30 protein-coding genes are annotated in these 24,540 nt (G+C 71.7%); 25 read left to right on the top strand and 5 right to left on the bottom strand.

What is annotated here, in order from left to right; genetic code table 11:
- Positions 1-4 precede the first annotated feature (4 nt).
- The 21 genes from ACRAKI_RS34410 to ACRAKI_RS34310 all read left to right on the top strand — a co-directional run bounded on the left by ACRAKI_RS34410 (position 5) and on the right by ACRAKI_RS34310 (position 19,038).
- Positions 5-241: a glutaredoxin family protein gene (locus ACRAKI_RS34410; protein ID WP_447004630.1), complete on the top strand. Its 237-nt coding sequence runs from the start codon at positions 5-7 to the stop codon at positions 239-241.
- A gap of 72 nt (positions 242-313) precedes the next feature.
- The gene (locus ACRAKI_RS34405; protein ID WP_447004629.1) at positions 314-1,735 is read left to right on the top strand and encodes a molybdopterin-dependent oxidoreductase; all 1,422 of its coding nucleotides are present in this window, start codon (positions 314-316) and stop codon (positions 1,733-1,735) included.
- Between the two features lie 179 nt (positions 1,736-1,914).
- Positions 1,915-2,715: a redox-sensing transcriptional repressor Rex gene (locus ACRAKI_RS34400; protein ID WP_447004628.1), complete on the top strand. Its 801-nt coding sequence runs from the start codon at positions 1,915-1,917 to the stop codon at positions 2,713-2,715.
- A gap of 34 nt (positions 2,716-2,749) precedes the next feature.
- The gene (locus ACRAKI_RS34395) at positions 2,750-4,093 is read left to right on the top strand and encodes a glutamyl-tRNA reductase (protein WP_447004627.1); all 1,344 of its coding nucleotides are present in this window, start codon (positions 2,750-2,752) and stop codon (positions 4,091-4,093) included.
- On the top strand, positions 4,090-5,043 hold the full coding sequence (gene hemC, locus ACRAKI_RS34390) for a hydroxymethylbilane synthase (RefSeq protein WP_447004626.1): 954 nt from the start codon (positions 4,090-4,092) through the stop codon (positions 5,041-5,043). Before ACRAKI_RS34395 ends, hemC begins: the two co-directional genes overlap by 4 nt.
- A 14-nt stretch (positions 5,044-5,057) precedes the next feature.
- Positions 5,058-6,590 (top strand): uroporphyrinogen-III synthase, encoded by a 1,533-nt coding sequence (locus ACRAKI_RS34385; RefSeq protein ID WP_447004625.1) that lies wholly within the window; start codon positions 5,058-5,060, stop codon positions 6,588-6,590.
- Between the two features lie 64 nt (positions 6,591-6,654).
- On the top strand, positions 6,655-7,632 hold the full coding sequence (gene hemB, locus ACRAKI_RS34380; protein ID WP_447004624.1) for a porphobilinogen synthase: 978 nt from the start codon (positions 6,655-6,657) through the stop codon (positions 7,630-7,632).
- Positions 7,629-8,192, top strand: coding sequence for a hypothetical protein (locus tag ACRAKI_RS34375; RefSeq protein ID WP_447004623.1), 564 nt, complete (start codon positions 7,629-7,631; stop codon positions 8,190-8,192). Before hemB ends, ACRAKI_RS34375 begins: the two co-directional genes overlap by 4 nt.
- 43 nt (positions 8,193-8,235) lie before the next feature.
- Entirely contained in the window at positions 8,236-8,823 is a 588-nt protein-coding gene (locus tag ACRAKI_RS34370) for a hypothetical protein (RefSeq protein WP_447004622.1), read from the top strand.
- Positions 8,824-8,898: 75 nt separating this feature from the next.
- On the top strand, positions 8,899-9,399 hold the full coding sequence (locus tag ACRAKI_RS34365; RefSeq protein ID WP_447004621.1) for a hypothetical protein: 501 nt from the start codon (positions 8,899-8,901) through the stop codon (positions 9,397-9,399).
- Positions 9,396-9,797, top strand: a complete 402-nt coding sequence (locus ACRAKI_RS34360; RefSeq protein WP_447004620.1) for a hypothetical protein — start codon at positions 9,396-9,398, stop codon at positions 9,795-9,797. Before ACRAKI_RS34365 ends, ACRAKI_RS34360 begins: the two co-directional genes overlap by 4 nt.
- An 84-nt stretch (positions 9,798-9,881) precedes the next feature.
- Positions 9,882-10,517, top strand: a complete 636-nt coding sequence (locus ACRAKI_RS34355) for a hypothetical protein (RefSeq protein ID WP_447004619.1) — start codon at positions 9,882-9,884, stop codon at positions 10,515-10,517.
- Complete coding sequence (locus ACRAKI_RS34350) at positions 10,517-10,966, top strand: hypothetical protein (RefSeq protein ID WP_447004618.1); 450 nt, start codon at positions 10,517-10,519, stop codon at positions 10,964-10,966. Before ACRAKI_RS34355 ends, ACRAKI_RS34350 begins: the two co-directional genes overlap by 1 nt.
- Before the next feature lie 44 nt (positions 10,967-11,010).
- A complete protein-coding gene (locus tag ACRAKI_RS34345; RefSeq protein WP_447004617.1) occupies positions 11,011-11,358 on the top strand; it encodes a hypothetical protein in 348 nt (115 codons plus the stop codon).
- A gap of 11 nt (positions 11,359-11,369) precedes the next feature.
- On the top strand, positions 11,370-12,659 hold the full coding sequence (hemL, locus tag ACRAKI_RS34340) for a glutamate-1-semialdehyde 2,1-aminomutase (RefSeq protein WP_447004616.1): 1,290 nt from the start codon (positions 11,370-11,372) through the stop codon (positions 12,657-12,659).
- Positions 12,660-12,676: 17 nt separating this feature from the next.
- Positions 12,677-13,285, top strand: coding sequence for a histidine phosphatase family protein (locus ACRAKI_RS34335; protein WP_447008595.1), 609 nt, complete (start codon positions 12,677-12,679; stop codon positions 13,283-13,285).
- Positions 13,282-13,860, top strand: coding sequence for a TlpA disulfide reductase family protein (locus tag ACRAKI_RS34330; RefSeq protein WP_447004615.1), 579 nt, complete (start codon positions 13,282-13,284; stop codon positions 13,858-13,860). The genes ACRAKI_RS34335 and ACRAKI_RS34330 overlap by 4 nt, the downstream gene beginning before the upstream one ends.
- 379 nt (positions 13,861-14,239) lie before the next feature.
- The gene (locus ACRAKI_RS34325) at positions 14,240-15,025 is read left to right on the top strand and encodes a cytochrome c biogenesis CcdA family protein (protein WP_447008594.1); all 786 of its coding nucleotides are present in this window, start codon (positions 14,240-14,242) and stop codon (positions 15,023-15,025) included.
- 50 nt (positions 15,026-15,075) lie between these two features.
- Positions 15,076-16,569 carry a cytochrome c biogenesis protein ResB gene (gene resB, locus ACRAKI_RS34320; RefSeq protein WP_447008593.1) on the top strand — a complete coding sequence of 498 codons (1,494 nt, stop codon included), beginning with the start codon at positions 15,076-15,078 and terminating at the stop codon, positions 16,567-16,569.
- The gene (gene ccsB, locus ACRAKI_RS34315; RefSeq protein WP_447004614.1) at positions 16,569-17,525 is read left to right on the top strand and encodes a c-type cytochrome biogenesis protein CcsB; all 957 of its coding nucleotides are present in this window, start codon (positions 16,569-16,571) and stop codon (positions 17,523-17,525) included. The genes resB and ccsB overlap by 1 nt, the downstream gene beginning before the upstream one ends.
- Before the next feature lie 142 nt (positions 17,526-17,667).
- On the top strand, positions 17,668-19,038 hold the full coding sequence (locus tag ACRAKI_RS34310) for a nucleotide-binding protein (RefSeq protein ID WP_447004613.1): 1,371 nt from the start codon (positions 17,668-17,670) through the stop codon (positions 19,036-19,038).
- A gap of 49 nt (positions 19,039-19,087) precedes the next feature.
- Here the strand turns inward: ACRAKI_RS34310 and ACRAKI_RS34305 are convergent, their stop codons facing one another.
- Both ACRAKI_RS34305 and ACRAKI_RS34300 read right to left on the bottom strand, forming a co-directional pair.
- The gene (locus tag ACRAKI_RS34305; protein WP_447004612.1) at positions 19,088-19,270 is read right to left on the bottom strand and encodes a hypothetical protein; all 183 of its coding nucleotides are present in this window, start codon (positions 19,268-19,270) and stop codon (positions 19,088-19,090) included.
- A gap of 52 nt (positions 19,271-19,322) precedes the next feature.
- Complete coding sequence (locus ACRAKI_RS34300) at positions 19,323-19,541, bottom strand: BldC family transcriptional regulator (RefSeq protein WP_447004611.1); 219 nt, start codon at positions 19,539-19,541, stop codon at positions 19,323-19,325.
- A gap of 169 nt (positions 19,542-19,710) precedes the next feature.
- Between ACRAKI_RS34300 and ACRAKI_RS34295 the strand changes: the two genes are divergently transcribed.
- Complete coding sequence (locus ACRAKI_RS34295; RefSeq protein WP_447004610.1) at positions 19,711-20,178, top strand: Lrp/AsnC family transcriptional regulator; 468 nt, start codon at positions 19,711-19,713, stop codon at positions 20,176-20,178.
- Positions 20,179-20,189: 11 nt separating this feature from the next.
- Entirely contained in the window at positions 20,190-20,450 is a 261-nt protein-coding gene (locus ACRAKI_RS34290) for a DUF4229 domain-containing protein (protein WP_447004609.1), read from the top strand.
- 22 nt (positions 20,451-20,472) lie between these two features.
- On the opposite strand, the gene ACRAKI_RS34285 is transcribed toward ACRAKI_RS34290, so the two are convergent.
- Positions 20,473-20,775 carry a hypothetical protein gene (locus ACRAKI_RS34285; protein ID WP_447004608.1) on the bottom strand — a complete coding sequence of 101 codons (303 nt, stop codon included), beginning with the start codon at positions 20,773-20,775 and terminating at the stop codon, positions 20,473-20,475.
- Positions 20,772-21,080 (bottom strand): PadR family transcriptional regulator, encoded by a 309-nt coding sequence (locus ACRAKI_RS34280; RefSeq protein WP_447004607.1) that lies wholly within the window; start codon positions 21,078-21,080, stop codon positions 20,772-20,774. Before ACRAKI_RS34280 ends, ACRAKI_RS34285 begins: the two co-directional genes overlap by 4 nt.
- Before the next feature lie 141 nt (positions 21,081-21,221).
- On the opposite strand from ACRAKI_RS34280, the gene ACRAKI_RS34275 reads away from it, so the two are divergent.
- Positions 21,222-22,367 (top strand): S1 family peptidase, encoded by a 1,146-nt coding sequence (locus ACRAKI_RS34275; protein WP_447004606.1) that lies wholly within the window; start codon positions 21,222-21,224, stop codon positions 22,365-22,367.
- Positions 22,368-22,427: 60 nt separating this feature from the next.
- Here ACRAKI_RS34275 and ACRAKI_RS34270 read toward each other — a convergent pair whose 3' ends face one another.
- Entirely contained in the window at positions 22,428-23,420 is a 993-nt protein-coding gene (locus tag ACRAKI_RS34270; RefSeq protein ID WP_447004605.1) for an ADP-ribosylglycohydrolase family protein, read from the bottom strand.
- 68 nt (positions 23,421-23,488) lie between these two features.
- On the opposite strand from ACRAKI_RS34270, the gene ACRAKI_RS34265 reads away from it, so the two are divergent.
- Entirely contained in the window at positions 23,489-24,538 is a 1,050-nt protein-coding gene (locus tag ACRAKI_RS34265; protein WP_447004604.1) for a PLP-dependent cysteine synthase family protein, read from the top strand.
- The last annotated feature ends 2 nt before the right edge of the window (positions 24,539-24,540 follow it).

Here is a 24,540-nt window from a genome sequence, read left to right as displayed (position 1 = left end):
CGGCGTGAGCCACCACGTCACCTTGATGAGCCGGGTCGACTGCCACGCCTGTGAGCAGGCCAAAACCGACCTGGAACGGATCTGCGGCGAGCTGGGCGTGCCGTGGGACGTCCAGGACGTCGACGCGGACCGCGAGCTGCGCGCCGAGTACGGCGACCGGGTGCCCGTGATCCTGGTCGACGGCGAGGAGCACGGCTACTGGTCCGTCGAGGAGGACCGCCTGCGGGCCGCCCTGCGCTGACCCGGCTCGACGGCGATTACCGGGCGCTTACGGATTCGGCGCGCGGGGCGGTGGCGGGTGTCGAATGGGGGCATGAACCGCTGGACCGCCGCCCTCGTCGGAATCCTCGGCGTGGCCGCCGCGCTCGCCGCCGGGCACCTCGTCGCGGGGCTGGTCGGGCCGTCGGCCTCACCGTTCCTCGCCGTCGGCAACACCGCGATCGACTTCACGCCGAGCGCGGTGAAGGACTTCGCGATCCGCGCGTTCGGCACCGCCGACAAGCTCGTCCTGCTGCTCGGCATGGCGGTGGTGGTCGGCCTGCTCGGCGCCGTCGCGGTGCTGTACCGGCCCGACCTGGGCCGGCTCGGCGTCCTGGCGCCGGTCGCGAGCCTGGTGGCGGGCGTCGCGGTGTTCCGGTGGCTGCACGCCAGGTCGTCCGCCCCGACCGTCGAGGGCAGGCGCACGTTCCTCGTCGCGTCGGGTGCCACGGCGGTCGGCGCCGGGCTCGCGGGCCTGACCGGTCAGCTGATCGGCGGCCGGGTGGACGTGGAGGCGTCCCGGCGGGCGGTCGGCGAGATCAAGCCCGCCGCACCCGCGCCTGCCATCCCGGCGGACGCCGACTTCGCCGCCGAGGGCACGCCCCCGTTCATCACGCCGAACGAGGACTTCTACCGGATCGACACGGCGCTGAGCGTGCCGAGGGTGCGCGCCGAGGACTGGTCGCTGCGCGTGCACGGCATGGTCGACCGCGAGCTGACCCTCGACTACGACGACCTGCGTCGGCGTGACCTGGTGGAGCGAACGGTCACGCTGGTCTGCGTGTCCAACGAGGTCGGCGGTCGGTACGTCTCCACCGCGAACTTCGTCGGCGTGCCGCTGCGCGACGTGCTGGTGGAGGCGGGCGTGCGCCCGGACGCGGACCAGCTGTTCTCCACCAGCGTGGACGGCTGGACGGCGGGCACGCCGACCGCCGCGGTGCTGGAGCCGGACCGGGGCGCGCTGATCGCGCTGGCCATGAACGGCGAGCCGCTGCCGGTGGAGCACGGGTTCCCGGCCAGGCTGGTCGTGCCCGGCCTGTACGGCTACGTCTCGGCCACGAAGTGGGTCGTCGACCTGGAGCTGACCACGTTCGCCGCCCGGCGGGCGTACTGGCTGGAGCGCCAGTGGGCGCGGGAGGCGCCGGTCAAGGTGATGTCCCGGATCGACCGCCCCGGGCGCCGGTCGACGGTGTCCGGCCGGGTCGTGGCGACCGGCGTGGCGTGGGCCCAGCCCGTCGGCGTGGCCCGGGTGGAGGTGCGGGTCGACAACGGGCCGTGGCAGACGGCGACGCTGTCCGCCGACGTCAGCGACTCGACCTGGCGGATGTGGCGGATCGAGCTGGACCTCCCGGCAGGCGGTCACACGATCGAGTCCCGTGCCACCGACAAGGCCGGTTCGACCCAGCCACAGGCACGCGTCGACTCCCTGCCGGACGGCGCGACCGGGTGGCACTCGGTCTTCTTCACGGTGGGCTGACACGCCCGGACCGCCCCGGTTCACCCCAAGGTGAGACGTGGCCCCGTATCCGGCGACGAAGCAGGCAGGGGTCCGGCCATCAACTTTGTGCAAGCGTTCACAAGCGGTACGGTGGGTGAATCACACCGCTGGTGAAGGTGCCCGGCGGGTCAGTGCGACGGATGTCGAGGAGTACCAGCGTGGCGGCTCAGCGGGGCGAGGGTGACGGTGTCGTGACCCGCCCGGGAGAGGCTCGCCCAGGGGAGGCTCGCCCGGGGGAGGCCGGCACGGAAGCGCCCGTCGACGTCCGGGAGCGGGCACGCGCGATCCCCGAGGCGGCGGTGGCGCGGCTCGCGGTCTACCTCCGCGTCCTCTCCGGCATGGTCGAGCAGGGCGTGACGACCATCTCCAGCGAGGAACTGGCCGGTGCGGCCGGGGTGAACTCGGCGAAGCTCCGCAAGGACCTCTCCTACATCGGCTCGTACGGCACGCGCGGCGTCGGCTACGACGTCGAGGTGCTGGTGGGCCACATCGAGCGGATCCTCGGCCTCACCCGCAAGCACTCCGTGGCCGTCGTCGGCATCGGTAATCTTGGTCACGCGCTGGCGAACTACGGCGGCTTCCCGAGCCGCGGCTTCCCGGTCGCCGCGCTGTTCGACGTCGACCCGGATCTGACGGGAGTGCCGGTAGGCGGCATACCCGTCAACCACATCGACGAGATCACGACGGTCTGCGCGGAACGCGAGGTGTCGATCGGGGTCATCGCGACACCGCCGCAGGCAGCTCAGGCGGTCTGCGACCGTTTGGTATCCGCCGGAGTCCAGTGCATCCTGAACTTCGCACCCGTCGTGCTCCAAGTGCCGGACTACGTCGAAGTGCGCAAGGTCGACCTGGCGGTCGAAATGCAGATCCTGTCGTTCCACGTGGCGCGACGGGCTGACGAGGCCGCCGGCGACGTGGTCAACGGCATCGGTGTGGACGGGGTGGTGATTCGCCCGTGATCGTGCGGGTAGTGAGCCGATCGGTGGTGACGGCATGAGCATCCTTGTCGTCGGGCTGTCCCACCGGACCACCCCGGTTCCCGTGCTGGAGCGCGTCGCGGTGGCCGACGCCGACCGCCGCAAGGTCCTCGACCAGCTGCTGGCGGCGCCGAGCGTGTCCGAGGCGGTGCTCCTGTCGACCTGCAACCGGGTCGAGGTGTACGCGGTCGTCGAGACGTTCCACGGCGGCATGAACGAGGTCGTCGAGGTGCTGGCCCACCAGGCCGGCGCCGAACCGGCCGAGCTGTTCGAACACCTGTACGTGCACTACTCGGCCGCCGCGGTCGAGCACCTGTTCTCGGTGGCCGGCGGCCTGGACTCGATGGTGGTCGGCGAGGCACAGATCCTCGGCCAGCTGCGCAGCTCGTACAACGCCGCCGACGAGGCGGGCGTGGTCGGCCGCACGCTGCACGAGCTGATCCAGCACGCGCTGCGGGTCGGCAAGCGGGTGCACACCGAGACCGACATCGACCACGCCGGCGCGTCCGTCGTCTCCGAGGCGCTGAGGGACGCGGACGACGTGCTGCGACGTGCCTCCGGCGGCAGGGCGGGCCTCGACGGTCGCAAGGCGCTGATCGTCGGCGCCGGCTCGATGGGCGGCCTGGCCGCCGCGCACCTGCGCCGGGCCGGCATCGGCGAGGTCGTCATCGCCAACCGCACCGCCGCCAACGGCGAACGCCTGGCCACGGCACTGCGCGCGGACGGCGTCGACGCCACGTCCACCGGCCTCGAAGACCTGGCCGACGAGATCGCCGAGGCGGACGTGCTCTTCGCCTGCACCGGCGCGGTCGGCACGGTCATCGGCGCCGAGCTGATCGGCGAACGCGAGCCCCACCGGCCGCTGGTCGTCTGCGACCTCGGCCTGCCCAAGGACGTGGACCAGGCGGCGGCGCTGCTCGACGGCGTCCGCGTGGTCGACCTGGAAACCCTTCAGCGCAGGCTGTCCGACGCCCCGACCGGGCAGGGCACGCTGCGCGCGGCGGAGATCGTGGCCGAGGAGGTCCGCGCCTACCTGGCCGGGCAGCGCTCGGCCGAGGTCACGCCGACCGTCACGGCACTGCGCAAGCGGGCCGCCGAGGTCGTGGACGCCGAGCTGTTGCGGCTCGACTCGCGGCTGCCCGAGCTGGACGGCGCGGTCCGCGACGAGCTGACCAAGACCGTGCGCCGGGTGGTGGACAAGCTCCTGCACGCCCCCACGGTGCGGGTGAAGGAGCTGGCCGCGGCGCCCGGCGGCGCCGGTTACGCCGAGGCGCTGCGCGAGCTGTTCGGGCTCGACCCGCAGGCGCCGTCCGCCGTCAGCACCCCCCATTCGACGCAACCCAAAGGTGAGAAGCGGTGAACCGCACCCTGAGGATCGGCACCCGCGGCAGCGCCCTGGCGCTCGCGCAGACCGGCCACGTGGCCGACGCGCTGCGCGAGGCAGGCGCGGACGTGGAGATCGTCACGATCTCCACACCCGGCGACCGCTCGTCCGCACCCGTCGCCGAGATCGGCATCGGGGTGTTCACCTCGGCGCTGCGCGACGCGCTCGCCAACGGTGAGATCGACGTCGCCGTGCACTCGTACAAGGACCTGCCCACCGCCCGCGACCCGCGCCTGTCGCCGGCCGCCGTACCGCCCCGCGAGGACCCGCGCGACGCGCTGGTCGCCCGGGACAACCTGACCCTGGGCGAGCTGCCGACCGGTTCGAAGGTGGGCACCGGCTCGCCGCGCCGCGCCGCGCAGCTCGAAGCACTTGGCCTGGGCATCGAGGTGGTCCCGATCCGGGGCAACGTCGACACCCGGATCCGCAAGGTCGCCGACGGTGAGCTGGACGCCGTCGTCCTGGCCCGCGCCGGACTGGCCCGCCTCGGCCGCACCGCCGAGATCACCGAGACCCTGGAGCCCATCCAAATGCTCCCCGCGCCCGCACAGGGCGCCCTCGCGGTGGAGTGCCGGGTCGACGACGTCGACACCGAGCACCTCCTCCAGTCCACTCTGGACGATTCGGCCAGTAGGGCCGCTGTCGCCGCCGAGCGCGCTTTGTTGGCCGCGCTCGAAGCTGGTTGCAGCGCGCCGGTCGGCGCACTGGCCGATGTGGTGGAAGACCTCGCTGAAGACGCGGACGGGTCGACGCGAGTCGTTCTCCGGCTGTCGCTGCGCGGGGTCATGGCGACGGAGGATGGAGACCTCCTCCGTGCGTCCGCCACCGGTGACTTGACCGCAGCAGAGGAACTCGGCCGCGCGCTGGCCGCCGAGTTGCTCGACCTCTCCGGCCACGCCACCGCGTCGCCGGCGGGGCGTAGTTGATGGGGAGTGCCCTGATGACCCGCGCACGCAAGACCCCCGGCCGAGTCGCTTTCGTCGGCTCAGGTCCGGGCGACACCGGGCTGCTCACGGTCCGTGCCCGTGACCTGCTCCACAAGGCGGAGCTCGTGGTCACGGACCCGGACGTCCCGGCCGAGGTGGTGGCGCTGGTACCCGACGGCGTCGAGGTCCGACCCGCCGTGGGCGACCCCGCCGACGTGGCGAAGGACCTGGTCGCCGAGGCGAAGAACGGCCACGCCGTGGTCCGCCTCGTGGCCGGCGACCCGCTGACGCTGGACTCGGTGGTGAAGGAGGCGCAGGCCGTCTCCCGCACCACGATCGCGTTCGACGTGGTGCCGGGCGTGCCCGCCGGCACCGCCGTGCCCGCCTACGCCGGAGTGGCGTTGGGCGCGGTGCACACCGAAGCCGACGTCCGCGGCGTGGTCGAGTGGGCGGGCCTGGCCTCCGCGCCCGGCACGCTCGTGCTCCACGCCACCGGCGGTCACCTGGCCGAGGCCGCGTCCTCCCTGGTGGAGCACGGCCTGGCGCCGCAGACCCCGGTCGCGGTGACCTGCGACGGCACCGGCTTCGGCCAGCGCACGGTCGACACCACGCTGGCCTCGCTGGCCGCCGACGCCGGCGACCTGGGCGGCCCGCTGGTCGTCACGGTCGGCGCCGCCGTCGCCGGTCGCGCGAAGCTCTCCTGGTGGGAGTCGCGAGCCCTCTACGGCTGGCGGGTCCTGGTGCCGCGCACCAAGGAGCAGGCGGGCGCGATGAGCGACCGGCTGCACTCGCACGGCGCCATCCCGGTGGAGGTCCCGACCATCTCGGTCGAGCCGCCGCGCAGCCCGGCGCAGATGGAGCGCTCGGTGAAGGGCCTGGTCGACGGCCGCTACCAGTGGGTCGTCTTCACCTCGACCAACGCCGTCCGCGCCGTGTGGGAGAAGTTCCGCGAGTTCGGCCTGGACGCCCGCGCGTTCTCCGGCGTGAAGATCGCCTGCGTCGGCGAGTCGACGGCGGCGAAGGTGCGCTCGTTCGGGATCATCCCCGAGCTGGTGCCCAGCGGCGAGCAGTCCTCCGAGGGCTTGCTGGCCGACTTCCCGCCGTACGACGACATACTGGACCCGGTGGATCGTGTCCTGCTCCCGCGAGCGGACATCGCCACCGAGACCCTGGCGGCCGGCCTGCGCGAACGGGGCTGGGAGATCGACGACGTGACGGCCTACCGGACCGTCCGGGCCGCCCCGCCGCCCGCGGACACCCGCGAGATGATCAAGTCCGGCGGGTTCGACGCGGTGTGCTTCACCTCGTCGTCCACGGTCCGGAACCTGGTCGGCATCGCGGGCAAGCCGCACGCGCGCACGCTGGTGGCGTGCATCGGCCCGCAGACGGCGGAGACGGCACGCGAGTTCGGCCTCCGGGTCGACGTGCAGCCGGAGGACGCCAACGTCCCGGCCCTGGTGGACGCCCTGGCCCAGCACGCCGCGAGGCTGCGGGCCGAAGGCGCTCTGCCGCCACCGCGCAAGACCAAGCGCTTGCGCCGCTCGTAAGAAGCTCGAAGTGAGTCGGGGTCGCCTTCGTGGTGGCCCCGACCTCGTTCCAGGGAGTGCCGCCGTGTTCCCAGCCCACCGCCCCCGCCGGCTCCGCACCACGCCGGCCATGCGCCGCCTGGTCGCCGAGACGACCGTGCGCCCCCGCCAGCTCGTGCTGCCCATGTTCGTCAAGGAAGGCGCCGACGCGCCGGTCGAGATCAAGAGCATGCCGGGCGTGGTCCAGCACACCCGCGAGTCGCTGCGCAAAGCGGCGGTCGAGGCGGTGCAGGCCGGTGTGGGCGGGCTGATGCTGTTCGGCGTGCCCGCCGAACGGGACGCGGTCGGCTCCGGCGCGACCGACCCGGACGGCATCCTCAACGCCGCCCTGCGCGACCTGCGCCACGAACTCGGCGACGCCACCGTCCTCATGTCCGACTGCTGCCTGGACGAGTTCACCGACCACGGCCACTGCGGCGTGCTCACGCCGGACGGCGCGGTGGACAACGACGCCACGTTGGAGGTCTACGGCGAGATGGCCGTGGCCCAGGCGCGGGCCGGCGCCCACGTGGTCGGTCCCAGCGGGATGATGGACGGCCAGATCGGGTTCATCCGCACCGCGCTGGACGAGGCCGGGCTCACCGACACCGGCATCCTCGCCTACAGCGCCAAGTACGCGTCCGCGCTGTACGGCCCGTTCCGCGAGGCGGTCGAGTCGCAGCTCCAGGGCGACCGCAAGACCTACCAGCAGGACCCGGCGAACGCCCGTGAAGCGCTCCGCGAAGTCGCGCTCGACCTCGCCGAGGGCGCCGACATGGTCATGGTCAAGCCCGCGCTGCCGTACCTGGACGTCCTCAAGGCCGTCGCGGAGATGTCGGACGTCCCGGTGGCCGCGTACCAGATCTCCGGTGAGTACGCGATGGTCGAGGCCGCGGCCCGCAACGGCTGGATCGACCGCGAGCGGACCGTGCTGGAGATGCTGACGTCGATCCGCCGTGCGGGCGCCGACGTCGTGCTCACGTACTGGGCCGTGGAAGCCGCCGCTTGGCTGGACCGGGAATGACCACGCCGAGCCGACCCAAGCGCGTCAAGACGCCCAAGCCGACCCCGCCCAAGCCGATCGACCTGGCGCGGTGGCTGTTCATCCTCAGCGCCGTGATCGGCGGGGGCCGCTTCCTGTACCAGCTCGGGGACCGCGAGATGCTGATCAGGATGCTGCGCGAGGACCTGGTGCAGCGCGGGATGACGTTCAGCCAGGACGAGCTGGACGCGGCGATGACCGGCGCGATCGGCTTCGGGCTGCTGCTGACGATGGCGTTCGTGCTGGTCTACGCGGTGCTGGCGAACCGGATGGCGTGGGGGCGGAACTGGGCGCGGGTCGTGGTGACCGTGCTCGCGGGCATCGGTGTCGCCTTCGGCACGCTGCAGCTGCTCGCGGTGGCGTCGGGCGGCATGGCGGCGGCCGACTTCACGGTGAGCCCGCTGGTCCTGGTGCTGAGCGGGATCACGACGGTGATCGACGCGGCGGTCATCGTGCTGATGTACCGGCCATCAGTTTCCGGGTACTTCCGATCAGTGCGTTCGGTCAGCGTCGATCCACCACAGGTAGCTAACGGATTGTGATTTCCGGTCGACGGAGTGCCGTGCCCCGCCTACCGTCCGTCGCATGACCAATCCGAACGACCCTTACAACCAGGGCGGCTACAACCAGGGCGGGCAGCCCCAGCAGCCCGGTTACCCGCAGCAGCAGCCCGGCTACCCGCAGCAGGGTGGCGGCCAGCCCCAGCAGCCCGGCTACCCCCCGGCCGCGCCGCCGCTGAACGAGAGCGAGCTCCGCGCGCCCCAGCGTCCGAAGTCCGTCGACACCGCGTTCATGCTGTGGCTGGTCGCGGCTGGTATCGGCATCCTGAGCAACCTGATCAGCTTCCTCATCGCCGGGGACATCGAGCGCCAGACGGGCGTGGAGTCGAGCTCCGGCACGACGATCGTCAGCCTGATCTTCGCCCTGCTGTGGATCGTGGTCGTGATGCAGATGCGCAAGGGCGCCAACTGGGCCCGGATCCTGCTGACCGTGCTGGGTGGCCTGTCCATCATCGGCAACCTGCTGAGCCTCGCGGTCATCGGCATCCTGCTGTCGCTGGGCGCCTTCGGCGTCATCTCGGCGCTGTTCGTGCTGGTGTCGCTGGTCGCGGTCATCGGCGCCATCGTCTTCATGTACAAGTCCGACTCGAACTACTACTTCAAGGCGAGCTGACCTGAAGTAACAGGTGTGCTGTCCACCGCCTGTCATGGTGGACAGCACACCAGGCCCGCCCTAGCGTTGCCCGGCGTGACGACCCCTCAGGACCCCGAGCACCCGCCACCAGGGAGCGGGGCCGACTCGTCCGCGCAGCCCGCGTCGACGCGGCCCAGGGAAGTGAAGCTGTCCTTCTGGCTGTGGATGTCGGCCGCCGCGCTCCTCCTCCTGTCCGGCCTGGTGCTGCTGACCCAGCGCGACGGGTTGGTCGAGAACTTCCGCGAGGCCACCCGGGACCAGAACCTCACCGAGGACCAGCTCCAGGCGTCGGTGAACAGCCTCCTCACGATCGTCCTGCTCGGTGCGGCGATCCTGTCCGGGCTGCTCGTCTTCTTCGTGCTCAAGAGCCGGACCGGGCGCAGCTGGACGCGGACCGCGCTGGTCGTGATGGTCCCGTTCGTGCTGCTGTACGCCATGTTCCTCGCCATGCCCGAGTTCAGCCTGGTCATCGCGCTGCTCGTCGCGGCGGCCGTGGTGACGATGTACCTGCCCGCCTCGAAGGCGTACTTCGACGCGGCCAAGGACAGAGAGTGACCGGGCAGCCGCCGGCGGTCGTGCGCGGCGCGGTCGGCGTGTGGTTCGCGCTGGGCGCGTTCGGCCTGCTGACCAACATCTACCTGTGGTGGCAGCGCGGCGAGTTGGAGGCGTCGGCGGCCCGCGCCGGGCACGACCCGGCGAACGTGACCGGGCTCCTGACGCAGTTGACCATCGTCGCGATCGGCTTCGCCCTCGGTTACGGCTTGTTCGGCTGGCTGCTGAAGCTGGGCAGGCGCTGGTCCCGCGGGGTGCTCACGGGGGTGGCCGTGCTGCACGTCCTGTGGATCGTGCTGCCGGGCGCGAGCGCGGTGAACCTGGTGACGCTGGTGCTGATCGCCGTGGGTTTGGCCCTCACCTGGCTCCCCGGTACGGCACAGTGGGTGAAGCAGCACTGAACCCTGCGGAGATGCCATGTCCGAACGGACCCGTTCGCCTCGCCCTGCGAGTTCACGCCCCGCCCACCAGGGGCCGGTGACGAGATGACCCAGCCGCCCTTCGGACAGCAGCCCCCTTTCGGACAGCAGCCACCTGGGCCGGAGCAGCAAGGCGGGCAGCCCTTCGACCCGTACGGGCAGTCCATGCGCCCGGTGGACCACCCGCAGGCCGGACCGCGGCCGTCGTACCCGGGTCAGCTCCCGCCGCAGTACCCCGGCGCGCAGTACCCCGGCCCGCAGTTCCCCGGCCAGATGCGGAGCGTCGACCAGTTCACCACGGCCGCGGTCAGGCCTCCCGCGGTCATGGCGGCGTTCGTGCTCTGGTTGCTGGCGGCGCTGTCGTGGCCCGCGGGCACGGTGCTGCGGACGCTGGCCGAGGACGGCTTCGACGGGTTCGGCACGGTGATGACGTTGTTCTTCACGGGCTGCCTCGGCATCTGCGGAGTGGTGGGCGCGGTGGCGTTCCTGGGCGGCAGCTACCAGGCGCGGCTCGCCCTGGTCGGCGGCTCCATGGTGATCGGCGTCCTCGCGCTGGCCGCGGCGATCGTCGCGGGCCGGGACGGCGGCGCCGAGGCGCTGTCGTGGGTGGTGATCGTGGCGCGGCTGGTGCTGCCCGCGGCGGCGGCGGCGTGCAGCTTCCTGCCGGGCACCCGGCACTACTTCGCGGGGAACCTCGGGTAGTGGATCAGCCCACGCTGTACGCCGAGCCCGGCGCGTCCTGGTGGCCACTGCTGTGGGGCCCGGTGTTCGCCCTGCTCGGAGTGGGCGTCGAAGGGCTGACCGGCCTGTTCCGGCCGCTGCTGTGGTCGGTCGTCGCGCTGGGCCTGCTCCTGCCGACCTTGCTGTGGGTGCAGGGCCGGCGGCGGCTGCACGCCGTGCGCCTGACGCCGGCCGCGCTGCACCAGGGGCGGGAGGAGTTGGCGATCGGGGACGTCGAGTCGGTCGAGGGCGTCGAGCCCCGGGCGGGGGTCAAGGTGCTGGGTGGCGGCTGGGACGTGCCCAAGGGCGCGGAGGCGGTGCCGATCCGGCTCGTCGACGGCACGGTGGTGACGGGCTGGGCGCGGGACGCGGAGGCGTTGCGGACCGGGATGGCGCGGCTGCTGGAGCTGAAGGGCGTTGACGGGCGGTGACCGGCGCGGGCGCGGAGGACCGGGGGCATGAGAAGCTGACCGACGTGACTGCGGCCACCGTCGGCACCGACCCCGACACCGACACCGAGCCGGAACCCGGCGAGCACACGCTGCACCAGCCGAAGCGCGCGCTCATCGCGGTGGGCGAGGTGGTGCTCGTGGCGCTGCTCGTGCCGGCCGCCGTGTGGTGCTGGAACCGGGGTGTCGTCCACTACAGCTTCCCGGTCCCCGACCAGCCGCCGCTGGAGTCGACCAGGTTCCGGGGCAACTGGATCGGCGCGTCCGTCGGCCTGGTCACCGTGGCCGGGGTGCTGCTGCTCGACGCGGTGCGCCAGACCGTGCTCGCGGTGCGCACCCGTGGTCGGAAGCAGGTCGAAGAACCCGACGTGTGAGACTGGACCCCGTGACGGTGACGCGATCCCAGCAACTGTTCGAGCGCGCGGCGGCGGTGATCCCGGGTGGCGTGAACTCCCCGGTCCGGGCCTTCCACTCGGTCGGCGGCACGCCGAGGTTCATGGTCCGCGGCGCAGGTCCGCACCTGTGGGACGCCGACGGCAACCGGTACGTCGACCTGGTGTCGTCGTGGGGTCCGATGATCCTCGGGCACGCCCACCCCGACGTGGTCCGGGCGGTCCGGGACGCGGCGGTGCACGGCCTGTCGTTCGGCACGCCCACCGAGGGCGAGGTCGAACTGGCCGAGGAGATCATCGACCGGGTCGACCCCGTGCACCAGGTCCGGCTGGTCAACTCCGGCACCGAGGCCACGATGAGCGCGATCCGGCTGGCCCGCGGGTTCACCGGGCGCCGCAAGATCGTCAAGTTCGCCGGCTGCTACCACGGCCACGTGGACGCGCTGCTCGCCCAGGCGGGCTCCGGCGTGGCCACGCTGGGCCTGCCGACGTCGCCGGGTGTCACCGGCGCGCAGGCCGCGGACACGCTGGTGCTGCCGTACAACGACATCGAGGCGGTCCGGCGGGCGTTCGCCGAGAACGACGGCGAGATCGCGTGCGTGATCACCGAGGCCGCGGCGGGCAACATGGGCGCGATCGCGCCCAAGCACAACGCCGAGCTCAAGGAGCTGTGCCGGGCCAACGGCGCGCTGCTGATCATGGACGAGGTCATGACCGGCTTCCGCGTGTCGTACTCCGGCTGGTACGGCCTGGAGAACGTCCAGGGCGACCTCTACACGTTCGGCAAGGTGATGTCCGGCGGCCTGCCCGCGGCGGCGTTCGGCGGCCGGTCCGACGTGATGGCGAAGCTCGCGCCGGCCGGTCCGGTCTACCAGGCGGGCACGCTGTCCGGTAACCCGGTCGCGGTGGCGGCGGGCCTGGCCACGCTGCGCGCCGCGACCCACGACGTCTACCGCGTCCTCGACGCCAATGCCACCCGCCTGGGCGCGCTGTTCACCGCCGCGCTCACCGACGCGGGCGTGCGGCACCGCGTGCAGTTCGCGGGCAACCTGGTCAGCGTGTTCTTCACCGACGACGAGGTCGTCGACTACGCGGGCGCGCAGGCCGCCGAGACGTGGCGCTTCCCGCCGTTCTTCCACGCCCTGCTGGACCGCGGCGTGTACCCGCCGCCGAGCGCCTACGAGGCGTGGTTCGTCAACGCGGCCATGACCGACGACGACTTCCAGGTGATCGCGGACGCGCTGCCGCACGCCGCCCGTGCCGCCGCGGAGGCGACGAAGTGACGCGGACCGTCATCCACATGCTCAGGCACGGCGAGGTGCACAACCCGACGGGCATCCTGTACGGCCGCCTGCCGGGCTTCAAGCTGTCCGAGCGCGGCCAGAAGCAGGCGCTGACGGTGGCCGAGCACCTGGCCGACCACGACATCGCGCACGTGGTGGCGTCACCGCTCGACCGCGCGCAGCAGACCGCGTCGCCGATCGCCGACTCGCACCGGCTGGAGCTGGCCACCGACGACCGGCTGATCGAGGCGGACAACCAGTTCGAGGGCCTGCGGGTGGCGGTGGGCGACGGCGCGCTGCGCTCGCCGAAGCACTGGCCGAAGCTGGTGAACCCGTTCCTGCCGTCGTGGGGCGAGCCGTACCTGGAGATCGCGCACCGGATGCTCGGCGCGGTGCAGCGGGCCCGGTCGGAGGCCGAGGGCCACGAGGCGGTGTGCGTGTCGCACCAGCTGCCGATCTGGACGTTGCGGCGGTTCCTGGAGGGCAAGCGGATGTGGCACGACCCGCGTCGGCGCGAGTGCTCGCTGGCGTCGTTGACCAGCCTGGTCTTCGAGGGCGAGCAGCTGGTGCGGGTGGTCTACACCGAACCGGTCGGCGCGACGAACCCGAGGGTGACGGGGGCATGAGAGCGGTCAAGGCGGCGTTGGTGGCGGCGTTGTTGCTGGTCACCTCCTGCACTGCGGGCACGGACGAGCCGGTGGTCGGCTCGGAGTTCCAGCTCGTCGCGCCCAACGGCGAGACCCGGCTCCGCTACGACGGCGACGAGCGCAAGGGCATCAGGGGGCTGACCGGCCCGAGCCTGATGGAGGACGACAAGACGATCTCCCTGGACGACTACGAGGGCAAGGTCGTGGTCGTGAACCTCTGGGGCGCGTGGTGCCCGCCGTGCCGCACGGAGGCGCCGGAGCTGCAGAAGGTGCAGGACGAGACCGGGCCGCTGGGCGTGCAGGTGCTGGGCGTCGACGTCAAGGAGACCTCGACCGAGTCGCCGCGCGACTTCATGACCAACCGCGGCCTGACGTACCCGTCGATCTACGACGAGTCCGGTCGGGCGATGCTCGCGTTCCGCGGGCTGCCGCCGAACACCGTGCCGTCCACGTTCGTGCTGGACAAGCAGCACCGGGTGGCGGCGGCGTTCCTCGGCCCCGTGATCGCGTCCGACCTGGTGCCGCTGGTCAAGGAGCTGGCCGCGGAGGCGTAGCGGCGTTCGGCCGGGTCGGCGGCGGCTTCGACGGTGCGCGGGACCGGGGTCCGGGTGATCGCGTCGTCGGGCCGGAAGACCTCCACCCACTCGACCTCGGTCGCCGTGGTGGGCGTCGGCTCCGCCGCGTCGCCGGGCAGGGGGACGGCGACGACGGCGAAGGCGACCGCCGGCACCGGCAAGGTGAGCCGGTGTGCACGCATGGCGTCACGCTATGAAGTGGCTTGATCACCCACAAGGGTGGATGGTCGGGTTTAGGGCTTCGCTCGATCGGGTAACGCGCCGGCGGGGAGCAGGGGTCGGAGCACCGGTCGGTCGCTGTGACGTGGGTCGCCCATAAGGGATGCCGGTGGACGGCGTCAAGTCGCGTTTACCTACCCTGAACGACGTGAACGCGACCGTTCTGGCCACCTCGGGCCCGATCCTGCTCGCGACCGCGGTCGCGATGCTGGCCGGGGTGATCTCGTTCGCCTCGCCGTGCGTCGTGCCCCTGGTCCCGGGCTACCTCGCGTACCTCGCCGGCCTGGTCGGCGCGGAAGCCCCCGCGGTCGCCGGTGACGAGGGCAGGAAGACCGGCCGCCGGCGGGTCGCGGGCGCGGCGCTGCTGTTCGTGCTCGGCTTCACGGTCGTGTTCTCCCTGACCTCGTTCGTGGTGCTCGGTCTCACCGACCTCTTCTGGTTCCAGGAGGACCTGCTCCAGCGCATCGGCGGCGTCATCACGATCGCCATGGGCCTGGTGTTCATCGGCCTCGTCCCCGCCCTCCAGCGGGACGTCCGCGTGCACCGCACCCCCAACGCGGGCCTGATCGGCGCACCGCTGCTGGGCGGGGTCTTCGCGCTCGGCTGGACCCCGTGCCTCGGCCCGACGCTGGTGGGCGTGATGGCCCTGGCCCGCAGCAGCGAGGTCGGCCCGGCCACCGCCCGCGGCGCGGTGCTGGTGCTCGCCTACTGCCTCGGCCTCGGCGTGCCGTTCATCCTCATCGCGCTGGGCGCGCGCTGGGCGGTCCGGATGACGGGCTGGCTGCGCACCCACGTCCGCCAGGTGCAGGTGTTCGGCGGCGTGCTGCTGATCGCGGTCGGTGTCGCCCTGGTCACCGGCCTGTGGGGCGATTTCGTCGGCTGGCTGCGCGACTCCGTCGTCAACGACCTGAAACTGCCGTTGTAGTGAGAGCCCTCCTCGCCCTCCTGCGCAACACGTGGCGCGGCCTCACGGCCATGCGCACGGCGTTGACCCTGCTGTTCCTGCTCGCCCTGGGCGCGATGCCGGGCGCGCTGCTGCCGCAGCGGTCGCTGAACCCGCGCAGCGTCGACGAGTACATCGCGGACAACGGCTGGTGGGGCCGGTTCCTCGACGACCTCCAGTTCTACGACGTCTACGCCAGCATCTGGTTCTCCTCGATCTACGTGCTGCTGTTCGTGTCCCTGGTCGGCTGCCTCCTGCCGCGCACCTGGGAGTACTTCAAGCAGATGCGGGCCAGGCCCGTGCTCACGCCGCGCAACCTGGCCCGGATGCCGCACCACGCCAAGGCGGACACGACGGCGAGCGCGCAGGCCGTGATCGAGCACGCCGAACGGCGGCTCAAGGGCTGGCGCAAGGTCACCGGCGAGGAAGAGGGCGGCGTCCGCACGATCAGCGCCGAACGCGGCTACCTGCGCGAGACCGGCAACCTGGTCTTCCACTTCTCCCTGCTGGGTCTGCTGATCGCGTTCGCGCTGGGCAAGATGCTCGGCTACGAGGGCCAGGTCATCGTGCAGGCGAACGGCGGCCAGTTCTGCAACTCGGGCGTCTACAACTACGACACGTTCCGACCCGGCCTGCGCGTGGACGGCACGCAGCTGAACCAGTTCTGCGTGCGGGTCGACGACTTCGAGGCCACCTTCCTGCACAACGGCCAGGCGGAGAGCTTCCGCGCCGACATCCAGTACCAGTCCGGCGCTGACCTGGAGACCGGCACCTGGCGGCCGTACCCGCTGGAGGTCAACAGCCCCCTGCGCACGGCGGGCGATCGGGTCTACCTCCTCGGCCACGGCTACACGCCGCTGTTCACCGTCACCTTCCCGAACGGCCAGACCCGCGCCGGCACCACCCAGTGGCGGCCCGTCGACCAGGTCACGCTGGCGTCCGAGGGGGCGACGAAGTTCGACCCGCCGGACGTGCCCGACGCCGAGCAGCGCCGCAGGAGCCAGCTCGCGATCACCGGGCTCCTCGCGCCGACCGCCGTCTTCCGCGGCGAACTGCTGAACTCGGCGTTCCCCGCCGCGAACGACCCGGCGGTGGCGATCGACGTCTACCGCGGCGACCTCGGCACCGACTCCGGGCGCGGCCAGTCGATCTTCTCCATCGACCGGAAGATGGTGGAGGACGGCAAGCTGAACAAGGTCGCCCGGAAGAACCTCAGGCAGGGCGAGGAGCTCACGCTCGACGACGGCACCGTGATCCGCTTCGACGGCGTCCGCGACTGGGTGTCGTTGCAGGTGTCGCACGACCCCACCCAGGTGTGGGTGTTGTTGTCCTCGGTGCTGGTCATCCTGGGTCTGGGTGTGTCGTTGAGCATCAAGCGCCGCCGCGTCTGGGTGCGGGCGACCCCGCAGGCGGACGGGCGTACCGTTGTCGAGGTCGGCGGCCTCGCCCGCACTGACCAGGCCGGGTACGGCGAGGAGTTCACCTCGGTGTCCCGGGACCTGCTCGCCCACAAGGAGGAGAGCTGATGCCGACCGCGACCCTGGCGACGTACAGCGACTGGACGTACGGCGCCGCCGTGGCGATCTACTTCTTCGCCGCCGTGCTGTACCTGTGCGAGGCGGCGTTCGCCCGGCCCGAGAAGGTCCGGGACCGCGTACTCGTCGCGGCGGGCGGGACCCCGACGGGCGGCACCCAGGCCGACGGCACGTGGGTGCCCGGCCTGGTGGCCAAGGCGGAGGTGTCCCGCGCCGAGCGCCTCGGCGGCATGGGCACCGCGCTGACGGTCCTCGGCGCCGGCCTGCAACTCGTTTCCCTGGTGCTGCGCGGGTTGGCGACCGAGCGCGCGCCGTGGGGCAACATGTACGAGTACGGCTCGCTGTTGACGCTCGCGGCCGTGGTGACGTGGCTGGTGCTGTCCCGCACGTTCCCGGTGCGCAGGCTCGGCGGCTTCGTGCTGGTGCCGATCGTGGTCCTGATGTTCCTGGGCGGCACCGTCCTGTACGCCGACGCCGCTCCCGTGCAGCCCGCGCTCCAGTCGTACTGGCTCGTGGTGCACGTCTCGGTGATCTCGGTGTCCAGCGGCGTGCTGCTGGTGCCCGGCGTGGCCAGCCTGCTCTACCTGCTGAGGTCCTCGGGCCGCGCGCGGTTCCGCAAGCTGCCCGACGCCGACGTGCTCGACCGGCTCGCCTACCGCAGCACGGTGTTCGCGTTCCCGCTGTTCACCATCGGCATCATCTGCGGCGCGATCTGGGCCGAGGCGGCCTGGGGCCGGTTCTGGGGCTGGGACCCGAAGGAGACGGTGGCGTTCGTGTCGTGGGTCGTCTACGCGGCGTACCTGCACGCGCGGGCCACCGCCGGCTGGCGCGGCCGGCCCGCCGCCTGGATCAACTCGCTCGGCTTCGCGCTGACCGTGTTCAACCTGTTCTTCATCAACCTCGTAACGACTGGGCTGCACTCGTACGCGAACGTCGGCTCGCCGTAGACCACCACTTGCGCGTGCGCCCTCGCCGGATGGCCGGGTGAGCGCACACACCCAGTGTGATGGAACCACTGGTCGCCGACTACCGTCGAACGCGTGGGGTCGGGGAGGTCTCGATCCGCTTTGCTCAGGGAGGACCCCAGCGGTGACCGGTCGCTACGAGAATCCTGAGCCGTCGTGGCAGCAGCCGGCCGGAGCGGAGGGGCAGCAGCCCAACCCGAACCAGTCGGGCGGCTACCAGGTCGAGCCGGGATCGGGTGCCCACTACGTCGACCCCCAGCACGCCAACCCCCAGCACGCCAACCCGTACGTCGACCCGTCGTCGTCCGGCCCGGTGACCGGTCCGCCGTCCGGCGGGTTCCCGGCGCAGTCCGGCCCGTACCAGGTCTCCGGCCAGCAGTCGGGTCCGTACCAGGTGCCGGGCCAGCAGTCGGGGGCGTACCAGGTCCCCGGTCAGTCGGGGGCGTACCAGGTGTCGGGCGGCCAGTCGGGCCCGTACGCCGCGCCGGGCCAGTCGGGGCCGCACCAGTACCCGGGCGGGTTCCCCAACAACTTCCCGCAGAGCGTCCAGCCGCACCAGCCGCAGCCGCTGCGGGCGAACGCCAACGACATGTCCTCGCAGCAGCTGATCAAGCGCGCGAAGCGCCCACCGCAGTCCGGCTGGCGCAAGACCGTGCACTCGGTCACCGGTGGCCTGGTCAACCTGGGCGAGAGCCCGGCGGACCTGCGCCGACGCGAGCTGATCGCGCGGATCAACCAGCCCCTGCGCGGCTGCTACAAGATCGCGATGCTGAGCCTGAAGGGCGGCGTCGGCAAGACCACCACGACGACCACGCTCGGCTCGACGTTCTCGTCGCTGCGCGGGGACCGCGTCATCGCGGTGGACGCCAACCCCGACCGCGGCACGTTGGCGCTGAAGGTCCCGCGGGAGACCACGGCCACCGTGCGGCACCTCCTGCGCGACGCCTCCAAGATCACCCGGTACAGCGACGTCCGCGCGTACACCTCGCAGTCGCCCAGTCGTCTGGAGGTGCTGGCGTCCGAGCAGGACCCGGCCGTGTCGGAGGCGTTCAGCGACCAGGACTATCTGCGCACGGTCGCGCTGCTGGAGCTGTTCTACAACATCGTCCTCACCGACTGCGGCACCGGTCTGATGCACTCGGCGATGAAGGGCGTGCTGGACCAGGCGGACTCGCTGGTGCTGGTCTCGTCCGGCTCGGTGGACGGCGCGCAGACGTCGGCGGCGACGCTGGACTGGCTGGACGCGCACGGCTACCGGGACCTGGTCGCGAAGTCCGTCGCGGTGATCAACTCGGTGCGGCCCGGCTCGGGCAAGGTCGACCTGGACAAGCTGGCCGCGCACTTCGCGCAGCGCTGCCGCGCCGTCGTGCGGATCCCGTTCGACTCGCACCTCGAAGAGGGCGCGGAGATCGAGCTGGACAAGCTCGGCCCGGACACCCGTCTGGCGCTGCTGGAACTCGCCGCCACGGTCGCGGACGACTTCCCGAACAACTAACCGACCAGGGTCACCACGAGGGGCCTCGCGAGCTGAGGCCCCTCCGTGGTCACTCCTCGTCGTCCGGTTTCTTCTTGCGCTGCTCACCGAGCTTGCGCAGGAAGTCGGGGTCGTCGTCCGGTGCCAGTGTGCGACGACGACTGGGGGCGGTCTCGACCCGGTCCGGTCCGAACGCACGCCACAGCAGCACGGCGATGGTGAGCGCACCGATCATCGCGAGCAGGTAGATCATGGTCGCCACCTCCTTTGCCACGAGATTACCCGTGTCCCGGAGGTGTACGTCCTCAACGCCTGACCGGTTCGGTCGCCTCCGTGGTCAGCTGCGACAACAGCTGCTGCACTTCCGACTCGCGGAACCGGCGGTGGCCGCCCGGCGTGCGGATGGAGCCGATGCGGCCCGCGGTCGCCCACCGGGTGACCGTCTTCGGGTCTACCCGGAACAAGCTCGCTACCTCGCCCGGCGTGAGCAGCCGTTCCCCTTGGTGTCCCTGCGTGACGGTCACAGTCGATCCTCCCCGGTGGCGAACAGACGTACCGGACGCATGGTGGCATCCCACCCGCCGGGTACTCGAACGCTTGGGTGATGGTAAAGAGGTAGTAAGGGACGAAGCGCGCGGTTCGGACATGCCGCCCGCGGCGTGCGCGAACGCCCCTGGGCCTACCCTGTGACCGGTGGACGCTCTTGATCGCCAGATCATCGCCGCCCTGCGCGAGAACGGTCGGGCCACCTACGCCGACCTGGGTCGCAAGGTCGGCCTCTCGGCCTCCGCCGTGCACGAGCGGGTCGGCAAGCTGGAATCCACCGGTGTGATCGTCGGCTACCACGCCGTGGTCGACCCGAGCGCCGTGGGCCTCGGCGTGACGGCGCTGGTCAGCATCCACCCCACGGACACCGCGGACGACGACGAGCTGGCCCTCGCGCTGGCCGAGCTGGTCGAGGTGGAGTCGTGCTACCGGGTGGCGGGCGACGAGTCGTTCATCGTGAAGGTGCGGGTCGCCACGGTGGACGACCTGGAGCGCTCGCTGGGTCGGCTGCGGCGCATCCAGGGCGTCGCGCGCACCCGCACGACGGTCGTGCTGTCCACCCGGTTCGAGGGCCGTCCCAACACCGCGGCGGCCGGTTCCGCGAGCGACGCGTAACCTGGTCAACCGTGCACCTGGGTCGTGATGTGACGCTGTACATCGGCGCGCGCCTGGGCATGGTCGCCGCGGTCACCGCGCTGCTCGTGCTCGTCAACGTGCCGCTGCTGGTCGCCCTCGCAGTGGGCGTGGTGGTGGCCCTGCCGCTGTCGCTCTTCGTGTTCCGCGGGCTGCGGACGCGGGTTGCGCAGGGCCTGGAGGAGAAGCAGGCCGTGCGCCGCGCCGAACGCGAGAAGCTGCGCGCCCAGCTGCGCGGCGACAACCCGGCCTAGCCGCGCTGCCGCCTGCCGGCGACTACATCATCAGCAGGATGACCCCACCGAGGTTGGCCAGCAGCACCATGGTCAGCACCGCGCCGAACCGCGTGCTCCCGCGCAGGTGCAGCACCAGCGCCAACGGACCGATCGGGAGCAGCGTCCTCGGCGCCCGTTCCCGGTTCGCGATGCGGATCGCGCCGAACGCCACGCCCAGCGGGTTGAGCCCGACTTCCGCCGCCCCTTCCACATCGGCCCGCCACTGCTCCAGGTAGCGGTCTCTCTGCGCGCGGGGGAGCCTCAGGGCGGCTGCCCTGACCACGGCGAGGGCGAGTCGGGTCATCGGGCGACCTCCGGTCGGGTGACGGGCACGGGCTTGGCCTTCTTCGCGCACACCTTGATCGCCTCGCGGGCTCCTCCGGGTGTGAGCACGTACATCCGGCGGCGCGGGCCGCGGCGTTCGCTGTCGTCGTCCCAGGACGACGTGACCCACCCGGCCCGTTCCAGGCGGTCGAGCAGCGGGTAGACGCTGCCGGACGGGCGCCCGGTCAGCTTGATGATCTCCAGGCCCCAGCGCGGCTGGTCGCTCTTGAGCAGCACTCCCAGCACGTCGACCGTGGCCCCTCCGATGCGTCCGAGTGGCTCCACGACCTCAGTCTACCTATGTAGATTAAGGATGTACACCGGTTTGGGGGCTGCGGATAGTTCCGGTGGGAAAGTATCGTCCTAATTGGCCACCAAGTTAATCGGTGGCAATCCCTGTGCACCCAATCGTGAAAGGGCATCCCTGTGACTCGTGCTCTTCGATTAACCGGCGCGCTCGTGCTCGCGTTCGGTCTTCTGGTCCCCTCCCTCAACTCTGCCGCGGCGTCCGACGTCGCCGCCACCTCTTCCGTCGACGCGCCGCGCGTTTCCACCGGAATGGTCGAGGCCCTGGGCCGCGACCTCGGTCTCACCCCCGACCAGGTGCGCACCCGCCTCGTCCAGGAGGAGAAGGCCCGCGCCGTCGAGGACACCGCCCGCAAGACCCTCGGCTCCGCGTACGCCGGCAGCTGGTTCGACGACAGCTCGGGCGAGCTGGTCGTGGCCGTCGCCGGCGCCACCGCGACCGCGGACCTGGACGCGAAGGTCGTCCCGGTCGCGCACACGCTGGCCGAGCTCGACTCCGCGAAGGTGGACATCGACCGCTTGGCGGGCAAGGCCGCGCCGTCCGCGGTCAACGGCTGGTACGTCGACACCCGCACCAACACCGTGGTCGTCACGGTGAACCGCACCAAGCTCGACGGCGCCGCCCGCGCGTTCGTCGCCAAGGCGAAGGCCGCCCACGGCGCCGTGCGCGTCGTGGAGGAGGACCACTCGCCGAAGCCGTTGGCCGACGTGGTCGGCGGCTGGCCCTACTACATCAACTTCGCCGGACGCTGCTCGGTCGGGTTCTCGGTCTACGGCGGGTTCGTCACGGCGGGCCACTGCGGCCGTCCCGGCAACACCGTCAGCGACAGCAACGGCACCGTGCTCGGCTCGTTCGCCGCGTCCTCCTTCCCCGGCAACGACATGGCCTGGGTGCGCACCAACGCGGGCGTGAACCTCTGGGGTTACGTCGAGGGCTACAACGGCTACTGGTACTACGTCCGCGGCTCGGCGCAGGTCCCGGTGAACTCGGGCATCTGCCGCTCGGGCTCGACCACCGGCATGTGGTGCGGCACGATCGTCGCCCGCGGCCAGACGGTCAACTACCCGCAGGGCGTGGTCTACAACCTGACCCGCACGACGGTGTGCGCCGAGCCCGGTGACTCCGGCGGGTCGTGGCTGAGCTCGAACCAGGCCCAGGGCGTGACCTCGGGCGGCTCGGGCAACTGCTCGTCCGGCGGCGTGACCTTCTACCAGGAGGTCAACCCGATCCTGTCCACCTACGGCTTGTCGCTGATCCTGTCCTGATCCCGTCCTGATCCGCGGTGGCCCCTGCCGGACGATGCCGCACCCGGCACGTCCGGCAGGTCACCGGGTGAACGCCTCCACCGCCTCGTCGGCCAGGCGCTCCGCCACGTCCCGGAGTTCGAGGTCGGCCAACCAGTGCTCCGGGACCGCCTCCACGCCGTCCCGCGCGCCCAGCAGGTTCCCGCACAGCGCGCCGGTCGAGTCGCTGTCCCCGGAGTGGTTGACGGCCAGCAGCAGCCCGTCCGCCAGGTCCCGCGCGGCCACCGCGGCGAGCACCGCGATCGCCAGCGCCTCCTCGCCGACCCAGCCGCCGCCCAGCGCCGTCTCGATGACCTCCGGCGTCGGCCGCGCACCGCCCGCGCCCAGCTCCACGGCCAGGTCCAGCAGTCCCAGCTGCTCCTCGTGACCGTCCCACGTGATCAGCTCCGCGCGGGCCACGTCGATCGCGGACAGCAGCGGCGCGCCCGCCAGCACCTGCTGCACCAGCACCGCCAGCACACCCGCCGACAGGTAGCCGCTCGGGTGGCCGTGGGTGAGCGCGCCGGTGGCGGCGGCCAGGTCGAACACCTCGTGCACGTCGTCCGACCACAACGCCACGGGCGCCGCCCGCATCACCGCGCCGCAGCCCTTGGAGTCGTTGATCGGGGCGCCCACGGTGCCCAGCACGCCCGAGCGGAGCGCGGTGAGGCACGTGGTGCCGGGCGCGCGCAGGTTGTGCAACTCCGGCACGTCCAGCAGCCAGCCGTCCGGACCGATCTCGGGGCCGCCCTGCGTGCGCAGCCACCGCCCGTACGCCGCGCGCACCTCGTGCACCGGGTCGCTGCCGCGCTTCTTCGCCAGCAGCAGGCCTTCCAGCGTGAACAACGTCATCTGGGTGTCGTCGGTGATCGCGCCCAGCCGGCCGTAGGCGGGGGCGTAGTCGGTGAGACCAGACGGGCCGAAGCGGCTCCGGATGCGGTCGATGCGGTCGAACTCGATCGAACCGCCGAGCGCGTCGCCGACGGCGCCGGCCAGGATGCTGCCGCGGAAGGAACCGCTCGCATGTGGGGTCACGACGCAGAAGTTATCGTGCCGGCGTGACGACTTCGGTAGATCGATGTAGTTCCCGGACCAGGGAGTGGGTGTGCGAGGCCGTCCGCATCATCGAAGCGGACGCCAACCGCAGCGCGGACACGCACCTGCTGCACTTCCCCCTCCCGCCGGAGTGGGGCATCGACCTGTACCTGAAGGACGAGTCGACCCACCCCACCGGCTCGCTCAAGCACCGGCTCGCGCGATCGCTGTTCCTGTACGCCATCTGCAACGGCTGGGTCGTCGGCGGCACGCCGGTGATCGAGGCGTCGTCCGGGTCGACGGCGGTGTCCGAGGCGTACTTCGCGCGGCTGCTCGGGTTGCCGTTCATCGCGGTGATGCCCCGGTCCACCAGCCGGGAGAAGGTGGAGCTGATCGAGCGCCAGGGCGGGCGCTGCCACTTCGTGGACGAGCCGGGCGCGATCTACGACGAGTCCCGTCGGCTCGCGGGGGAGCTGGGCGGGCACTTCATGGACCAGTTCACCCACGCCGAGCGGGCGACGGACTGGCGTGGCAACAACAACATCGCCGAGTCGGTATTCCAGCAGATGGCGCTGGAGGCCGCGCCCGAGCCGGAGTGGGTCGTGGTCGGGGCGGGCACCGGCGGCACGAGCGCCACCATCGGCCGGTACATCCACTACCGGAAGCTGCGGACCAGGTTGGCGGTGGTCGACCCGGAGCACTCGGTGTTCTTCGACGCCTGGTGCGGCAGCGACCCCTCGTTGACGGGGACGCGGGGCTCGCGCATCGAGGGCATCGGCCGGCCGCGGGTGGAGCCGTCGTTCATCGGTCACGTCATCGACCGGATGATCAAGGTGCCGGACGCGGCGTCGGTGGCGGCGATCCGGCACGTGGAGGACGTGCTGGGGCGGCGGGTCGGCGGGTCGACCGGCACGAACCTGTGGGGCGCGTTCCAGTTGGTCGCGGAGATGCGGGCGTCGCGGCTGCACGGCAGCGTGGTCACCTTGCTGTGCGACGGCGGGGAGCGGTACGGGCACACTTACTACGACGACTCGTGGGTGGCCGCGCAGGGCATGGACCTGGAGCCGCACCTGGCCACGCTGGACGGGTTCCGGTCCACCGGGCACTGGTCCGATTGATT

This window comes from Saccharothrix isguenensis (assembly GCF_052936305.1).
This window is presented reverse-complemented; position numbering and strand designations above follow the sequence as displayed.